Source organism: Pseudoclavibacter soli DSM 23366 (genome assembly GCF_000423505.1).
Lineage (GTDB): Bacteria > Actinomycetota > Actinomycetes > Actinomycetales > Microbacteriaceae > Pseudoclavibacter_A > Pseudoclavibacter_A soli.
Window position 1 is genome coordinate 626,198 of sequence record NZ_AUIC01000003.1, and the last position, 15,682, is coordinate 641,879.

11 protein-coding genes and 1 pseudogene are annotated in these 15,682 nt (G+C 65.1%); 1 reads left to right on the plus strand and 11 read right to left on the minus strand.

Features of this window, described 5'->3' with window-relative positions; translation table 11 throughout:
* Window positions 1-70: 70 nt before the first annotated feature.
* From mfd to G557_RS11300, 5 genes are all read right to left on the minus strand, one after another.
* Window positions 71-3,682, minus strand: coding sequence for a transcription-repair coupling factor (gene mfd / locus G557_RS0102890; RefSeq protein ID WP_051224276.1), 3,612 nt, complete (start codon window positions 3,680-3,682; stop codon window positions 71-73).
* 42 nt (window positions 3,683-3,724) lie between these two features.
* On the minus strand, window positions 3,725-4,315 hold the full coding sequence (gene pth / locus G557_RS0102895; protein ID WP_028244885.1) for an aminoacyl-tRNA hydrolase: 591 nt from the start codon (window positions 4,313-4,315) through the stop codon (window positions 3,725-3,727).
* 2 nt (window positions 4,316-4,317) lie between these two features.
* The gene (locus tag G557_RS11295) at window positions 4,318-4,965 is read right to left on the minus strand and encodes a 50S ribosomal protein L25/general stress protein Ctc (protein ID WP_036960370.1); all 648 of its coding nucleotides are present in this window, start codon (window positions 4,963-4,965) and stop codon (window positions 4,318-4,320) included.
* Window positions 4,966-5,142: 177 nt separating this feature from the next.
* Window positions 5,143-6,084: an aldo/keto reductase gene (locus tag G557_RS0102910; protein WP_028244886.1), complete on the minus strand. Its 942-nt coding sequence runs from the start codon at window positions 6,082-6,084 to the stop codon at window positions 5,143-5,145.
* A gap of 270 nt (window positions 6,085-6,354) precedes the next feature.
* Entirely contained in the window at window positions 6,355-7,521 is a 1,167-nt protein-coding gene (locus G557_RS11300; protein WP_051224279.1) for a Na+/H+ antiporter NhaA, read from the minus strand.
* A 130-nt stretch (window positions 7,522-7,651) separates the two neighbouring features.
* On the opposite strand from G557_RS11300, the gene gndA reads away from it, so the two are divergent.
* The gene (gene gndA / locus G557_RS0102925; protein WP_028244887.1) at window positions 7,652-9,118 is read left to right on the plus strand and encodes an NADP-dependent phosphogluconate dehydrogenase; all 1,467 of its coding nucleotides are present in this window, start codon (window positions 7,652-7,654) and stop codon (window positions 9,116-9,118) included.
* A gap of 241 nt (window positions 9,119-9,359) precedes the next feature.
* Here the strand turns inward: gndA and G557_RS0102930 are convergent, their stop codons facing one another.
* The 6 genes and pseudogenes from G557_RS0102930 to G557_RS14085 form a co-directional block, all read right to left on the minus strand.
* On the minus strand, window positions 9,360-9,911 hold the full coding sequence (locus tag G557_RS0102930) for an RNA 2'-phosphotransferase (RefSeq protein ID WP_028244888.1): 552 nt from the start codon (window positions 9,909-9,911) through the stop codon (window positions 9,360-9,362).
* Window positions 9,908-10,354, minus strand: a complete 447-nt coding sequence (locus G557_RS11305; protein ID WP_051224282.1) for a hypothetical protein — start codon at window positions 10,352-10,354, stop codon at window positions 9,908-9,910. Before G557_RS11305 ends, G557_RS0102930 begins: the two co-directional genes overlap by 4 nt.
* A 519-nt stretch (window positions 10,355-10,873) precedes the next feature.
* Window positions 10,874-11,089, minus strand: a complete 216-nt coding sequence (locus G557_RS0102940; RefSeq protein WP_028244889.1) for a hypothetical protein — start codon at window positions 11,087-11,089, stop codon at window positions 10,874-10,876.
* Between the two features lie 360 nt (window positions 11,090-11,449).
* Entirely contained in the window at window positions 11,450-11,968 is a 519-nt protein-coding gene (locus G557_RS0102945) for a hypothetical protein (protein WP_156877053.1), read from the minus strand.
* Window positions 11,969-12,252: 284 nt separating this feature from the next.
* The gene (locus tag G557_RS14190) at window positions 12,253-13,086 is read right to left on the minus strand and encodes a hypothetical protein (protein ID WP_051224284.1); all 834 of its coding nucleotides are present in this window, start codon (window positions 13,084-13,086) and stop codon (window positions 12,253-12,255) included.
* Window positions 13,087-13,516: 430 nt separating this feature from the next.
* Window positions 13,517-15,682: pseudogene (locus G557_RS14085) on the minus strand (hypothetical protein); the annotation flags it as partial.

A 15,682-nucleotide genomic window follows, 5' to 3' on the forward strand; every position in this document is an offset into this window, starting at 1 on the left:
ACAGCCCCCCACCGGTGACCAACGAGCACACACCCTGACCAACGAACGCGCGGCAGCCCACGCAGCAAGCTCAGCTCTGCTCTGCCGCAGGCTCCCGCTCGATGATCTCGAGCGCCACCAACAGCTTGCGCACCCAATCGACCAGCGGCTCGGCGTCGTCTTGGGCCAACAGCTCGGTCGGGATGGGCACAAGCAACCCCTGCCCGTTCGGCAGGTACTTGGCCTGGCCGTAGAGGCGACGCAGACGCGCCTGCAATGAGTCGCTGAGCTGCAACGGTGCGACCCGCAGCCTCCCGCCCATGGCCGTGACCTCGGCAAGACCGCTGCCGGCCAGCGACCGGCGCAGCCGCGAGACCGCGAACAGGTTGCGCACCGCTGGCGGCAGGGCGCCGTACCGGTCGACGAACTCCTCGGCCACCGCATCGATCGCCCCGGGCCGCCCCGTGGGGCTCGACGCCGTGGCCAGCTTCTGATACGCCTCGAGACGCAGACGCTCCGAGTCGACGTACGCGGTGGGGATGTGCGCATCCACCGGCAGCTCGAGACGCAGCTCGACCTGCTCGTCGGTGTTCTCGCCCTTGAACGTGTTGACCGCATCGCCGATCATGCGCAGATAGAGATCGAAGCCGACGCCGGCGATATGCCCCGACTGCTCGCCGCCGAGCAGGTTGCCCGCACCGCGAATCTCGAGGTCTTTCATGGCGACCTGCATGCCGGCGCCGAGCTCGTTGTTCGCCGCAATGGTCTCGAGCCGGTCGTGCGCCGTCTCGGTGAGCGTCTTCTCTGGGTCGTACAAGAAGTACGCGTAGGCCCGCTCGCGCCCACGCCCCACGCGCCCACGCAGCTGGTGCAGCTGCGAGAGGCCATAGCGCTGAGCATCGTCGACGATCAGCGTGTTGGCATTCTGGATGTCCATGCCGGTTTCGATGATCGTGGTCGACACCAGCAAATCGAACTTGTGCTCCCAGAAGTCGACGATCACGCGTTCCAGCTCGGCTTCGTGCATCTGCCCGTGCGCCACCCCGATGCGCGCCTCGGGCACCAACTCGGCGAGATGCGCAGCCACCTTGCTGATTGATCCCACGCGGTTGTGCACGTAGAACACCTGGCCCTCACGCAGCAGCTCGCGGCGGATGGCCGCCGCAACTTGGCGATCGCTGTACGCGCCCACATAAGTGAGCACCGGATGCCGTGCCTCGGGCGGCGTGGCCAGCGTCGACATCTCGCGGATGCCGGTGACTGCCATCTCGAGCGTGCGCGGAATCGGCGTGGCACTCATCGACAGCACGTCGACGTTGGTCTTGAGCTCTTTGAGACGCTCTTTGTGCTCGACACCGAAGCGCTGCTCTTCGTCGATGATGACCAGACCGAGCTTGGCGAACTTCACCTGTTTGCTGAGGATTCGATGCGTGCCGATGACCATGTCGACTGTGCCGTCGGCCAGCCCGGCGATGGTGTCTGCGCTCTCTTTCGGCGTTTGGAATCGCGAAAGCGTGCGCAACTTGACCGGAAAGCCGGCATAGCGCTCGGCGAAAGTCTCGGCGTGCTGCTGCGCGAGCAGTGTGGTGGGCACCAACATCGCGACTTGGTAACCGTCTTGAATGGCCTTGAACGCGGCCCGCACTGCCACCTCGGTCTTGCCGAAGCCGACGTCACCGGCGAGCAGACGATCCATCGGCATCTCGCGCTCCATGTCGCGTTTGACCTCGTCGATGGTCTGCAGCTGGTCGTGCGTCTCAGCGAACGGGAACGCCTCTTCGAGCTCGTGCTGCCACGGGGTATCGGGCCCAAACGCGTGGCCCTTGGCCTGCGCGCGTTCGGCGTAGAGCTTGACCAGCCCAACCGCGATCTCGCGCACGGCCTTGCGCGCCTTGGCCTTGGTGCGCGACCAGTCAGAACCGCCGAGTTTCGAAAGCGCGGGCTCTTCGCCGCCGACATATCGGGTGAGCTGATCGAGCTGATCGGTGGGTACATACAGCCGATCACCCGGGTGCCCGCGCTTGCTGGGCGCGTATTCGATGAGCAGATACTCGCGCTGGTGCTTCGCCTGGCCGGTGCCGACCTCGCGGCTGGTCATCTCGATGAACCTTCCGATGCCGTGTTTGTCGTGCACCACGAGGTCGCCCGGTTTCAGCTGCATCGGGTCGACGGTGTTGCGCCGCCGACTGGCCAGCTTCTTGGGCTGCCCTTGACTGTATGCGGCCGCGCGCCCGAAGAAGTCAGCCTCGGTGAGCAGTGCCAGCTTGGGCCCGGGCAGCTCCCACCCCTCGGCGAGATCCGCCACGACGACGGTCGCGAAGCCTGCTTTTGGCTGCCACCCGTCGACGGCGGCCTCAGCCGGGATGCCCTCATCGGCCAGCAGCTGCAGTGCACGCGCCGCGGTGCCCGCACCTGCGGCCGCGACCACTACCGCCCACCCCTCGCCCAGCAGGCTGCGCACATGACGGATGGCCCCGCTCGCGTCACCGGCGAAGCTCGGCACGGCACGGCCAGCGAGTTGCACACCCGTGGCCGGTGCCACCACTTCTGGCTCACCCGGCGCCGCCTCGAAAGGCGAGATCTGCCACCACGAGCGAGGTTTGGCCGCCTTGCGCAGGGCATCGAGGTCGAGGTATTCGCCGGCGCTCAGATCGATCGGGGCATCGGCACCGGCGACTGCGGCGCTCCACGCCGCATGCAAAAACTCTTTGTTGGTGGCGACCAGATTCTCGGCCCGGCTGCGCGCCCGCTCTGGGCTGAGCACCGCAACCACCGCATCCGGCGCAAAGTAATCGGTGATCGGCACCAAATGATCGTCGAGAGCAGGAGCGAGCGACTCCATGCCCTCGACGGGAATGCCCTCGGCCAGCTTCTCGAGCATGCCCGCGAGATTGGGAAACTCGTGCTGCATCTCGGCGGCGCGCTGGCGCACGTGCTCGGTGAGCAGCAGCTCACGGCTGGCGCCAATCGACACGTGCTGAAGCGGTTCGCCCACAGTGCGCTGGTCGGCCACGTGAAACTGTTTGATGGTGTCGACCTCGTCGCCGAACAGCTCGATGCGCACTGGCAGATCGGCGGTGGGCGCGAACACGTCGAGAATGCCGCCGCGCACGGTGAACTCGCCACGACGAGTGACCAGATCGACGCGGGCGTAGGCCAGTTCAACCAGGCGGTGCGCCAGCTCGTCGAGCGGGTGCTCTTCGCCCACGGTCAGCTCGATGGGGCGGATGTTCGCAAGGTTGTCAGAGACCGGCTGCAGTGCTGCGCGCACACTGGCGACCACCACCTGCACGCCTGCCGCTGTGCCAGTCTGGCGCGCCTGGCGCCAGTCGCTGACCTCGCGGATCACATCGAGCCGGGCACCAGTCACCTGCGGTGAGGGGCTCAGCCGCTCGTGCGGCAGCGTCTCCCATGCCGGCAACTCGCGCACCCATGCCGTGGGCAGGTACTCGTGCACCGCTCGCACCAGCACGTCGGCCTCACGACCGGTCGGGGTGACCACGAGGTATTGCCCGCCAGATGCGCCGGCATGTTCGGCGATCATGGCCGCGGTGAGCACCGTGCGCAGTCGTTCGATCGCGACCACGCTGACCTGTGACGAGTCGATCTCGGCACGCACCGCGTCGAAGGCGTCGGCCTGGCGCAGCGCATCCGCCAGCGCGGCGGCGCGGGTGACAGATGCGGGCTGGGTGTTCTCAGACATGGCGGCCTTCAGGATGCGCGGTCGGGCAGAGTACGGAGGAGATCATTTGGCCTGTGGTGCGTGAAATCGCTGCTGCGCCTGGGTCAGGCCGTCGGTGACCACGGTGAGCGCCGCATCTGCAGCGGTGGTGATCACGTCATCGAGGGTCTTGCGCTCAGTGGCCGAGAACGGCTTGAGCACGTAGTCGGAGACGGGCTGGCGGCCGCTGGGGTGGTCGATGCCGAATCGGATGCGGGTGAAGTCGCGGCTGCCCGTGGCCGCGATGATATCGCGCAGGCCGTTGTGGCCGCCGTGACCGCCGCCGTGCTTGATGCGCACGGTGTCGAAGGGCAGGTCGAGGTCGTCGTGCACCACGATCAGGTGATCGATGGGAATGCGGTAGTAGCCGAGCAGCGCTGCAGTGGGCCCACCCGAGGTGTTCATGAAGCTGCCGAGCCGGGCGACGAGCAGCTTGCCCGCCGTCGTGCGGCCGGTGGCCACGAACGCGTTGTTGCGCTTGTCACGCTGAAAAGCGCCTGCGCTGATGTCATCGGCTAGGCGCTCGACCACCATGTGGCCGATGCTGTGCCGGGTAGACGCGTAGTCGGGCCCGGGATTCCCGAGCCCGACTACGAGGTAGGGGGTGTCAGACACCGTTACTCAGCGTCACCTGCGCCAGCAGCCTCAGCAGCAGCCTCGGCCTCGGCGGCCTCGACGGCCAGCTCGTCGGCGGTGTCACCCAGGTCAGAGGCGCTCGGGGTGAACACCGAGACGATCAGGGCGTCGCCTTCGGTGACCAGCTCGGCACCCTCGGGCAGCACCAGGTCTTTGGCGTGAATCTGGGTGCCGTCTTCGGCGCCCTCGATGTTGACCAGCACGCGCTCGGGGATGGCGATGGCCTCGACGCGCAGCAGCACGGCGTTGATGTCGAGCTCGGCGATGGTGCCGCCGATCGACTCGCCCTCGAGGTGCAGCGGCACCTCGACCTCGACCTTTTCACCGCGCTTGACGACCAGCAGGTCAACGTGCTCGATGATGCGGCGAACCGGGTCGCGCTGCACGTCTTTGACGAGCACCAAGTTCTCGTCGCCGTTGATGTCGACGGTCAGCAGGGCGTTGGCGGTGCGCAGCGCCAGGCTCAGCTGGTGAGCGGGCAGCGCGATGTGCTTGGGCTCGGTGCCGTGGCCGTAGATGACCGCGGGGGTCTGCTCGGCGCGGCGCAGCTGGCGGGCAGCGCCCTTGCCGAAGCTCTCGCGCACGGTGGCGACGAATGAATGGACGTCGTGTTCGGCTTTTTCAGCCATGATGTTCTCCTTTGGTGGGATGCTCTCGCACCCGCCGGTTATTTGTCTCAACTCAAGCACTCACGCGCGAGGAGAGGGCGGGATGGCCCACTCACTGCGTCGATAACGGCCCCGATGTGCACCAGATGGCTGGCACACACCTCAGCCCTCGCCGAAGTTCTCGCCTAGTCTAGCGGCTCAGCCGCGCCAAGTGGAAACCTCGTCGAGAGCGGCCACCTCATCAGCGGTGAGTTCGGTGGTGGCCACGTCGAGCAGCCCCTGGATCTGCTCGGGTTTCGAGGCCGAGGCGATCGGGGCCACAATCTGTGGCTTGGCCAACAGCCAGGCCAGTGCCACCGTGGCAATGGCCACACCGTGCGCCTGCGCGATCTCGTCGAGACGGTCGATCACCGCGAGCCCGGCAGGCACCGCGTATTTCGAAGCTTCACCGGCACGCGGTGAGTCGCCCTGTTGGATCGGAGTGCGGTACTTACCGGTCAAGAACCCTGACGCCAGCGACCAGTAGGGCAGCACCGCGAGGTCTTCGCGCACTGCGATCGGCGCCAGATCGGCCTCATAGTCGTTGCGGTGCACGAGGTTGTAGTGCGGCTGCAGCGCAACCGGCACTGCCCAGCCATGCTCGCGTGCGACTTTCACCCACGCCTGGGTGCCCTCAGGAGTGAAGTTTGAGATACCGAGTGCACGCACCTTGCCAGCGGTGACCAATGCATCAAAGGCCGCCGCGGACTCTTCGATGGGTGTGTTCGGGTCTTCTTCGTGTGCGTAATAGAGGTCGATGTGGTCGGTGCCCAGCCGGCGCAGCGAGTCATCGGCCGCGGCGGCGATGTTCGCTGCCGCCAACCCCGGACGCTTGGCATCTTTGGCGACCTTGGTGGCGATCACCACGTCGTCGCGACGTTTGGCCTTCAGCCACTCGCCGATGATGCTCTCAGACTCACCGCCCACGCGCCCCGGTGCCCACGCCGGGTAGACGTCAGCCGTGTCGATCAGATTGCCACCGCCGGCGGTGAACTGGTCGAGCAGGGTGTTCGCCCCCTGCTGATCGACCGTCCAGCCGAAGACGTTGCCGCCGAATGCCAACGGAAAGATCTCAATGCCGCTTGCGCCGAGTGTGCTCATGATCTTGGTCTCCTTGTTCTGTGTCAGCCCCCGCTTGGCACGAACTGTACCCGCTGCCGGTGACATCAGGTGTACCGCAGCGTAACGTGCCGCGAAATGTCTGCAGTGCTGGCGCAGAAACAGCTCTGGCGGCAGCCGAAGTCGACCACCGCCAGTCTGCAGGTTGGCGCGCGATTCAGCGGGGCCTCCCCCATCAGTCTCCGTCGGCTCTCGGTTCCGGCGACGTCTGAATAGCAACGCTGTCTCACGCACTGCACATGCTACGAGCGTTCACCGCGCCGAAAGCGAATGTGACGAAACACGACGCCGCCGCTGCCCGGCGTGCACCGCGCCGGCTGCGAGCGCGGCCACGAGTGAGGCGGCGAACACCGCCAGCGTTGCCCGATCGGTCTCGAGCACCTGCCCGTCGAAGGCAAGACCGGCCACCAGCAGCGACACGGTGAAGCCAACACCAGCCAACAGGCCGACCACCGTGAGGTCTGCCCACGAGGCGATTCGGGCATCCGGCCGCACCAGACTGACCAGCCACACCACCGCAAGAATGCCCAGCGGCTTGCCCACCACGAGCCCGAAGAACACGCCAAGTGCAACGGGGTCACCGGTCAAACCGGCGAGGCCGTCGGCGTTGATCGACACGCTTGCGCTCACGAACGCGAACAACGGCACCGCCAGCCAGGTGGCCACCGGCGATGCGATGCGCAGGATGCGCGAGGCAGCATCCGGCCGCACGGCAATCCCCAGCGCGACCCCCGCGATGGTCGGGTGCACGCCCGAGCGCAGGGTGGCCCACCACACCAGCACCGCAACGGGCAGCGCGAGCAGATCGAGCGCCGCCCACACCGCGCCGAGCCGCTGCAGCACCACGAACCCGATGAGCCCGAGCACTGCAACGCCCAGCCAGCCCAGCGCGATGCCCGAAGAGTAGCCGACCGCGATCACGATGATGGCAAACAGGTCGTCAGCCACTGCGAGTGCGAGCACGAACGCGCGAGCGGCGAGCGAGACTCCTGGTGCCACGAGCGCCAACAGCGAGACGACAAAGGCGATATCGGTCGCGGTGGGCACCGCCCAGCCATGCGGATGCCCACCCGGTCCGAGGTTGAACGCGAGGTAGACGGCCGCGGGGGCGAGCATCCCACCGAGCGCGGCGAGCACGGGCACCGCTGCACGAGCTGGTGTGGCCAGGCTGCCGTGGGTGAGTTCGCGCCGCAGGTCGATGCCCACCACGAGAAAGAACACGACCAGCAGGCCGTCAGACACCCAGTGGGCAAGGCTGAGCCCGGCGAAATCGAAGCTTTCGATGGCCGCAACGCGACTGGCCGCGGGTGAGTTCGCGAGCGCGAGTGCGGCGATGACTGCGACGATCAGGGCCAGGCCAGGGGCGGCCGCGCGCAGTCGGGAGGGTGTGGGAGTGGGTGTAGGGGTGTGCTGTGACATGGTGCCTTTCGCCGTCGACGGATCGATTGCCGACCAGGCTTCCCGGCACTCCACCCGGCGGCACGAGGGCGCACGAGATGCCTCCAGTGTAGCCGGGGGCGGCAGGCCGGGCTGCGATAGACTGCCGCCCATGACGACCTCCTTCTCAGCACCCGCCAGCCCGACCGCCAACATCGGCGTGGTCGGCCTCGCGGTCATGGGCAGCAACCTGGCCCGCAACCTCGCTCGGCATGGCAACACGGTGGCGCTGTACAACCGCACCGCCCAGCGCACTCGAGACTTGGTCGCCGAGCATGGTGACGAGGGTGCGTTCGTGCCCGCCGAGACGGTTGCCGACTTCGCGGCGAGCCTGCAGCGGCCGCGCACTGCGATCATCATGGTCAAAGCGGGTGCCCCCACCGATGCTGTGATCGACGAGCTCGTCGAAGTGTTCGAGCCCGGCGACATCATCGTCGACGGCGGCAACGCGCAGTTCACCGACACCATTCGACGTGAGGCCGCGGTGCGCGAGCACGGCATCCACTTTGTCGGCGCCGGCATCTCGGGCGGCGAAGAGGGCGCACTGAACGGCCCCTCGATCATGCCCGGTGGCAGCGACGAGTCGTATGCGACGCTGGGGCCGATTCTGGCATCCATCGCCGCTGTGGTCGACGGCGAGCCGTGCGTGACGCATGTCGGCACCGACGGCGCCGGGCACTTCGTGAAGATGGTGCACAACGGCATCGAATACGCCGACATGCAGCTGATCGGCGAGAGCTACGACCTGCTGCGGCGCGGCGCGGGGCTCACCCCGGCCGAGATCGCCGACGTGTTCGCCCAGTGGAACACCACCGAGCTCGACTCGTACCTGGTCGAGATCACCGCCGAGGTGCTGCGCCAGGTCGACGCCGCCACCGGGCGGCCGTTAGTCGACGTGATCACCGATCAGGCCGGCATGAAGGGCACCGGCACCTGGACGGTGCAGAACGCACTCGACCTCGCCGTGCCGGTCACGGGCATCGCGGAGGCCGTGTTCGCCCGCGGGCTCTCGGGCCGCACCGCGCAGCGCGAGGCCGCCCAGGCGCGTTTCACCGAGGGTCAGCCCACCGGCGAGCTCGGGGTCACCGACCGCGATGCCTTCATCGAGGCGGTGCGCCTGGCGCTGTTCGCCTCCAAGATCGTGGCCTACGCGCAGGGCTTCGACGAGATCACCGCAGGCGCCGAGAAGTACGGCTGGCAGATCGATCTGGGCGAGATCGCGCGCATCTGGCGCGGCGGGTGCATCATCCGGGCCCGCTTCCTGGGCACCATCACCGAGGCCTATGCCGCCGACGAGCCTCCGGTGTCGCTGATCACCGCACCCTATTTCGCGGCTGCGCTGGATGCCACCCACGCGGCATGGCGGCAGGTGGTCGCCCATGCGACCCTGGGTGGCATCCCGGTGCCGGCGTTCGCGAGCTCGCTGGCGTACTTCGACGGGCTGCGCTCACCGCGCCTGCCCGCGGCGCTGATCCAGGGCCAGCGCGATTTCTTCGGGGCGCACACGTATGGGCGCATCGATCGCCCCGGTGCGTTCCACACGCTCTGGTCGGGCGACCGGTCTGAGGTGGAGGCGTAGGGGCTCCCGTGCTCACCGGAGCGTATTCCGACGGAGGCTGCAGGCCGGGATTCCATTCCTTCACGTTCCCGCCATCACTGGGCGTTCCCTGCAGCACACCAGGCGGCAACACCTTGCGAAACCGCCGCCTGGCCTTCTTCGACACCGGCGCCCCCGACGACACGAAGCCCGGCAACACGTACTGAGCATCCACACGCTCAACATTCGACAGACCATCATGCGGGGCTGTGGTCGGCAGTGGTCAGGAGTCGGCGGCGATGCAATCTGCGGGTACGTAATCGGTGAGAATGACGCTATCGGACCCGTTCCTGAACTGCACGCCGTGGCCTGCCGCACGTGCAGTGTCGATGCGCAAGAGGACCGGTCGCTGGGCGTGGCGTCGTCCCACGATCATGGCCTGTTCTGCGCTGGTGGCCAAATGCACGAACTGCCGCCCCATCGGTTTCAGGCCTTCCCGGAGAATGTGCTCCCACGCCTCGGGTGACGTCGCGTGGAACAGTACCGGAGGTGGTGTCGAGACGACAACGTGATCGACGACCGTCGACAACGAATGCCCGTACGCGGCACGGATCCGATCCCCGCTGATCTCCAGACGAGTCTTCGTCTGACGGGCGACCAGATCACGCACCGTGGAATCTTCCACACTCGTGAAACCTGCCCGGCCGATAGCAGCGACCACGTCAGGCAGCTTCGCCCACCCCTGGTCGTCGAGCACGAGCCCGAACTCGCCGGGCACATGCCTCAGCGCCTGCGTCAGCAGCTGAGACAGGCGCAGCCGGTTCACCCCGCTCATGACCGCCTCCACCACCTGCGGCGGCGCGGCGGCGCCTTCCACGCCTCGTCGTACAACGGCACATCCCACTCCAGATACCGGTCATCATCCGCGACGAACAACGCATGCAACTGCTCCGCACGCTCCAACCACGCCGCATAATTCGGCCAATGCCCCCGATACTCCCACCCCGGATCACAAAACGTATGAATCACCAACACCGCCGGATCGCCAGATAGATCAGCACCATCAAAACAAAACACATCATCAGTACCATTCATGACCGCAAATGGAACCAACGCACGGTACGGAAACTGCTCACGCACAACTTCAACGTAAAACGACTGATTCCCCTCGAGCGCTGCGGTAAAGAACCACGGATCGAGGTCAGGCAATGGGTCTCGTGCAATCTGTTTAATGAACTGCTCGGGGAGACGAAAACCCGCAGGTATCGAGGCGAGCATCTGCCGTTCTCGCTCCTCGGACGATAACTCGCGTCTTATTCTACCCATGAGGTCTACCGGTGATCCTCGGCAAGGTGTCTGACCCTAACGGATGGTTCCGAGACCACGAAGCTCCCTGTTTCTGAATACGATTGGTCACGCCTTCGCCCCAAGTGGCGGCATCTTCGTGCGTCTTATGGTTCTGTAGTCGCTGCGCAGTGCCACTATTCTGAATCGCGTCTGTCGGTTTGTGTACTCTTGCTTCGACCGTGGTATCGGTTTCTCTCGCGGCTGTGATCCGTGTGTTGTCGACGCTCGTGATGCGACCATCAGGTTGCCGAACGACATCAACCCTGTCGCCACGCCATCCACACCGCTGCATGCTCGCCACGATGTCATCATAGGTCTCACCTGACGGTTTCTTGAACGAAACCGTCTTCTGTGAGAACCGAACATCAGACGCACTATACTGCCGTCTGGAGGACCCCACTGAACGGTAGAGCCCATTGTTCGCAGCATCATCCAAACGCCTTGTCACGGTCACGGCACGCCCGCACGCCTGGCCGCATCCAGGCGGGCCTGCGCGTCACCGACCTGAGTCGACGCAGCCCCGACACGGGATGCGGCGTCCTGCTGCTGCCGGAACAGCGAACGCACCACAGACCCCGACGGCACACACAACCCAGCAGGCACCTGCCCGGCCGGTGCAGCCACCGCAGCAGCCAGACCCTGATCAGCCGTCGAGGCCGAACTCACCCCAGCGCACCACCCGCACGCAAAAACGCAACACCCAGATACACCTGGCCCGCACCCAACACAAGTGTGAAAGGGATGCCGCCCAGTACGCTCACCAATAGGCTCAGCAACTTCACTTGTCCCCCCTGGTTTTCCGAGCAGCTCTCCACAGTTGCCACAGCACGTACGGGGGGATGAGCAGGGCTGGGAGTGGGGCGCCTCCGCGGAAGTGGCGCACCCCGCCCTCGATGGTGGTCGTCAGTGGCACTTGTGTGGGCACGTAGACCACTACCGCCACTGAGACGACAAAACAGACAAGTGTCACCTACGAGATAATCCTTAGCCAAGCTGGTGGACTCTGCTGTCCGGCGTCCTCCGCCGTCACTGGGCGTCTCCAGGAGCAGCTGCTTCAGATGATGGGGCGGGTGCCGGTTCGGGGTCAGGTTGGGTGACTTCTTCGATGACGTACTTGATCGCGTCGACGCCCAGGCCTGCATGTTCGCCGGCATAGGCTGCACCGACATGCGCACCCCACGACGGCCGCCCCGACCAGGTCAGCTGTTCAGCACCCGGGAACTTCGCCAACGCAGCACCACCAACCGCATCCAAAAGACCGTCATCCACACCATACCCCTCGTCGGAATCGTCCAGCCCAGCCTGCACCAGACTGCCAGCAACCTCCGCAGCAGCAGGCACACCAAACTCCACAGCTCCCTGCCACCTCGGACCCTCTATGTGTTTGGCGAGGTGTCCGCCTTGTGCTCCGGCTGCTCCTGCGACGGCGCCGCCGGCCGCGGCTGCTGCTGCTCCTTGAACGGACCAGTCCTGTTGGTCGGTCGTGGCGAGATAGACGCCGGTGTTGCCCACCGCGCCGAACGCCCCATTCGATACCGCCGACATGCCCATCTGCCCCCACTCCACTGACTGGCGGCTGCTCCCACCATCACCAGGCACGCTACCACCAACACCACCCGATCCGATCCACCTGGCCCGGCACGAGCCCACCTCACCCATCACCGTTGACGCCGGCAGGAGAAGCCGGTCAGTGTCCACACGCTCGACCCCACCAACCAGGGAGCATGCCAGCTTCACGGCCCCTGCCATTCAGCTTTGATTGGTGTGGGCGATCCTGCCAAGCCTTCAAAGCGGGATCCCCTGTGCTGCTGATCAAGACAGCACATGTGCTACTTGCTTGGAACAGGTGTCCATTGCCGAGCGGCGAGCCGTGTCTGCTCGATTTCGCGAAGATCGACGGCAGGCACCTGGAACACACCAGGATCAATCATGGTCGCATTCACCGTGGCTGCGGCCCGCGGGTCGCTCGTCTGGAGAATGACCGTGCCAGTTGCCCCGTGTACGTCGACGATGCGAACAGGAATACCCTGATACGTGCCGGTGAACTGCAACTCGAATATCTCGGTATCCTCAACAGGAACCGTCGTCGTCCAGACCCCGGCACGCACCTGCTGCCAGCAGGCGGTTGAAGGCGGCTGCTCTACTGCCGTCAGTTCCACCTGGCCGCCCCGAACGTCCGCAGCATACTCAGCACCGTGCCACATCGCCCGACAACCCACCCAACGCGAAGGCGGCCGCCAGACTGGCACGCCGTGCCATCCCAATGCCGCACCACGATACCAGGACACCTGCTCCTGGATTCCATCAGTGTGGATTCGCCACAATTCGGCACCTGCCGGCCACCGCGTGTAGCTCACCTGCCACACCGGCACCAACGCACCGTCAACAGGCCTGAGAAAACCGTTCTCGTACGTCGGCCACGGCCTGGACTCGTCAACCGGAGCCGAGACACGAGCCCCTGGCGGTACGAGAAAACGCACAACATCCACAGTCGCAGGCTCATCACCAGCAAAACCATACCCAGACAGCAGCTTCTCAGGCGTATCCAGAGTCGCAGCGGCAGCAGCCTCGACCACGAACCCAGCAACCCGATCGTATCCCTCATGCAAAACCATGCGCGAAAGACCCGCATGCAGCAACTTCTGCACCACAACGCCACTCATGACCCAGCCTTCAGAGGACGCTCAGTGATCGTGACATCCGTAACCTCAACCTCGGCAGGATCCGCCGCCACATACCACCCCATATACTGGTCACCCCTGAACCCCAACGCCAACGCCTCCTCCGGAGACGACCCCTCATACGCCAAAGTGACTTTTCCCTCGTGCCAGCCCGAAGCATGGAGTTCCCAGACATCAACTTCTGCTCCACGCCAAAGCCCGGTCACGGTGCGCCTAAAGCGATGAGAAATTGAACTGCGCGGAACCTCTACCCAGTCCCGACCTTTCGAATGGCCGAACTCAAGGGCGTCTGGAAACGCGGAATGATCCGTGTCACTGGCAATTTTCAGACGCGCAAAATCCTCACTTCCAGGCAGTGCCTCATACCTCTCACCTCGGTACTCGTACAATGTACAGGTAGTCGGGATTCCACTCATATGTGGACCTCCGTCAACCATCTGTCGTTCTTGAAAACAGCCGTCAGCCGCTGAGATCCGTCGTACAGAATTTCCCAGATCTCAGCACCTTCTTGGATGTCTGCCTTCCCTAGATGATACTCGGGGATGATGCTATCAGCGGCTTTCGTGAACCCATTGCCTGTATAGGGGTCGCTCCATTGATCGGACCGCCCGGATCCGCCCATGGAACTATGCAGTGAAGAAGATATGTCAGCATCTTCAACTTTGAATCGTAAAGCGAACACCGATTGGTCATTGGGGCTGAAGCTCGTGCCCTGATAGTCAAGGCGCAGACCGCGATCAATCTCGGCGACAGTGGCAAGGTGTGCCGTATCAGAGGCTACCGTAACCGAACCACCAATAGTCGAAGCGTCCTCGGCCATCATCTTACCCGCCGTGCCGTCGAACGAAATCTGCAGCTCACCAGTTACGGGGTCAGTATCAAAATGAGGTTGCTGGAGAACCTTCTGAAACACAGTCCCATCGACTGGTGGCATGAGATCCTCCCTCACCGAGATCAGTACGTCACGCTCCGCCGCAGTCAGCTCAGTGACGGGTTTGTTCACCAAATCAACGAATGTCTCTCTGCTCACATTATGCGCGTCGAGCAATTCGTCCGTGACACGAGACTGTCCCAACTGCTCAGGAGGGAACGAAGCCACATGATCACTGCCATCCGCCATCAGATACGTTCGATCATGACCAACGATATCTCCTTCGGAGTAGCCATGCTCCGCTGGGAGCGCATCCGATGGCCCAGACGTCACTTCAGCAGGCTCTTCCGCGTGCTCTGGCGTGATCTGATCACTGTCACCAGCAGACTCGAGTTCGCTGCCTTGCCGAACGTCATCCGAGCCGTCTGCTGCTGTCGAGGACTCGGTCGTGGCATGACTGCTGTCGTCATCAGGGTGAGCCTCAACTTGGCGCTCGGGGCTATGATCGCCCCCGGTCTCATGTACGCTCGGAGCATCCACAGAGTCCGCCGCATCACCATGCCCAGGCTGGCCGTTTCCAAGACTGGGCTGACTGCCTCCATGACCGTGGGAACCGTTTCCGGTGCCGGTGTCTGGGGTGGTGGCCTGTCTGGCGTGTGCTCCGTGACGGAGGTCGCCGGTGACCCGTGTTGTTGACCGCTCGGCGCCGGCACCGGCGTGTGCCAAAGAGGGCCGCCCACTCGCGCGGGCCAGCAGAGCCGTGACGTTGTCGATCGCACGCTTGCCCGAGGAGAGCACGCCCTGATAGATCGGGTCGGTGCGCACCGACCGTTTCGCACCATCCCACACCCGCTGCGACGCGGCAGACACCCGATCCCCCGCACGCTGGGCGGCACTCCACGCCTTCTTCGACCCGGACACAACAGTGTCTGCGGCGTGGGTCGCGGCCTGCCCGACACGACCTGAGGCGGCAGCCACTCTGCCCGCGCCATGGGCGATCGCACCGACTCCCTTAGCCAGCGCCTTTCCTCCCTTGGCGATCGCGCCGCCCGGGATGAAGTTCAACCCCAACGCCAGCAGGAACTGCCCGGTCGACATGTTGCCCTTCGCGTATTCCGCGATATCGTCAGCGGTCAGCAACGCCCCGGCACCGAACGCGATACCGGCAGCGATCCACCCCGCAGGCCCCGACAGGAACAACCCCGCCACCGCGGCGACGACGACCACGACCGTCGCGACCGTGACCAGCACTTTCCACGCATCCGAGTTGGTGAGTTTCTCCCACCAGGAGTCCGCGGGGATCGCGTGCTCGGTCGCGGCCTGCAAACGCCCGGCCGTGGTGTGTGCATCTTCCTGGTACGACTGCTTCGCAGAGGCCACCAGTCGCCTGGCCGCATCCAGCCGGGCCTGCGCGTCACCGACCTGGGCCGACGCTGCTCCGACACGGCCTGCGGCGTCCTGCTGCTGCCGGTACAGAGAGCGCACCACAGACCCCGACGGCACGCTCAACCCCGACGGCACCTGATCAGACGGTGCAGATCCCCACTGCTGGAACACACGATTCTGTCTCGAGTACTCGGCCTGCGCAGACTGCTGAGCCGACTGAGCGGAGGCCAGCGAGGCCTGCGCCGAGACCAGATCAGCCTGAGCCGCCACCGCAGCAGCCAGACCTTGGTCGGCCGTCGACTGGTGAGACTCCATCACTGA

Coding starts and splice junctions, on each gene's coding strand:
- G557_RS0102945 (WP_156877053.1), bottom strand. CDS start 11,968: ATGTCGGCGGTATCGAATGGGGCGTTCGGCGCGGTGGGCAACACCGGC.
- G557_RS0102910 (WP_028244886.1), bottom strand. CDS start 6,084: ATGAGCACACTCGGCGCAAGCGGCATTGAGATCTTTCCGTTGGCATTC.
- G557_RS11305 (WP_051224282.1), bottom strand. CDS start 10,354: ATGCTCGCCTCGATACCTGCGGGTTTTCGTCTCCCCGAGCAGTTCATT.
- G557_RS0102930 (WP_028244888.1), bottom strand. CDS start 9,911: ATGAGCGGGGTGAACCGGCTGCGCCTGTCTCAGCTGCTGACGCAGGCG.
- gndA (WP_028244887.1), top strand. CDS start 7,652: ATGACGACCTCCTTCTCAGCACCCGCCAGCCCGACCGCCAACATCGGC.
- G557_RS11295 (WP_036960370.1), bottom strand. CDS start 4,965: ATGGCTGAAAAAGCCGAACACGACGTCCATTCATTCGTCGCCACCGTG.
- G557_RS11300 (WP_051224279.1), bottom strand. CDS start 7,521: ATGTCACAGCACACCCCTACACCCACTCCCACACCCTCCCGACTGCGC.
- G557_RS14190 (WP_051224284.1), bottom strand. CDS start 13,086: ATGAGTGGCGTTGTGGTGCAGAAGTTGCTGCATGCGGGTCTTTCGCGC.
- mfd (WP_051224276.1), bottom strand. CDS start 3,682: ATGTCTGAGAACACCCAGCCCGCATCTGTCACCCGCGCCGCCGCGCTG.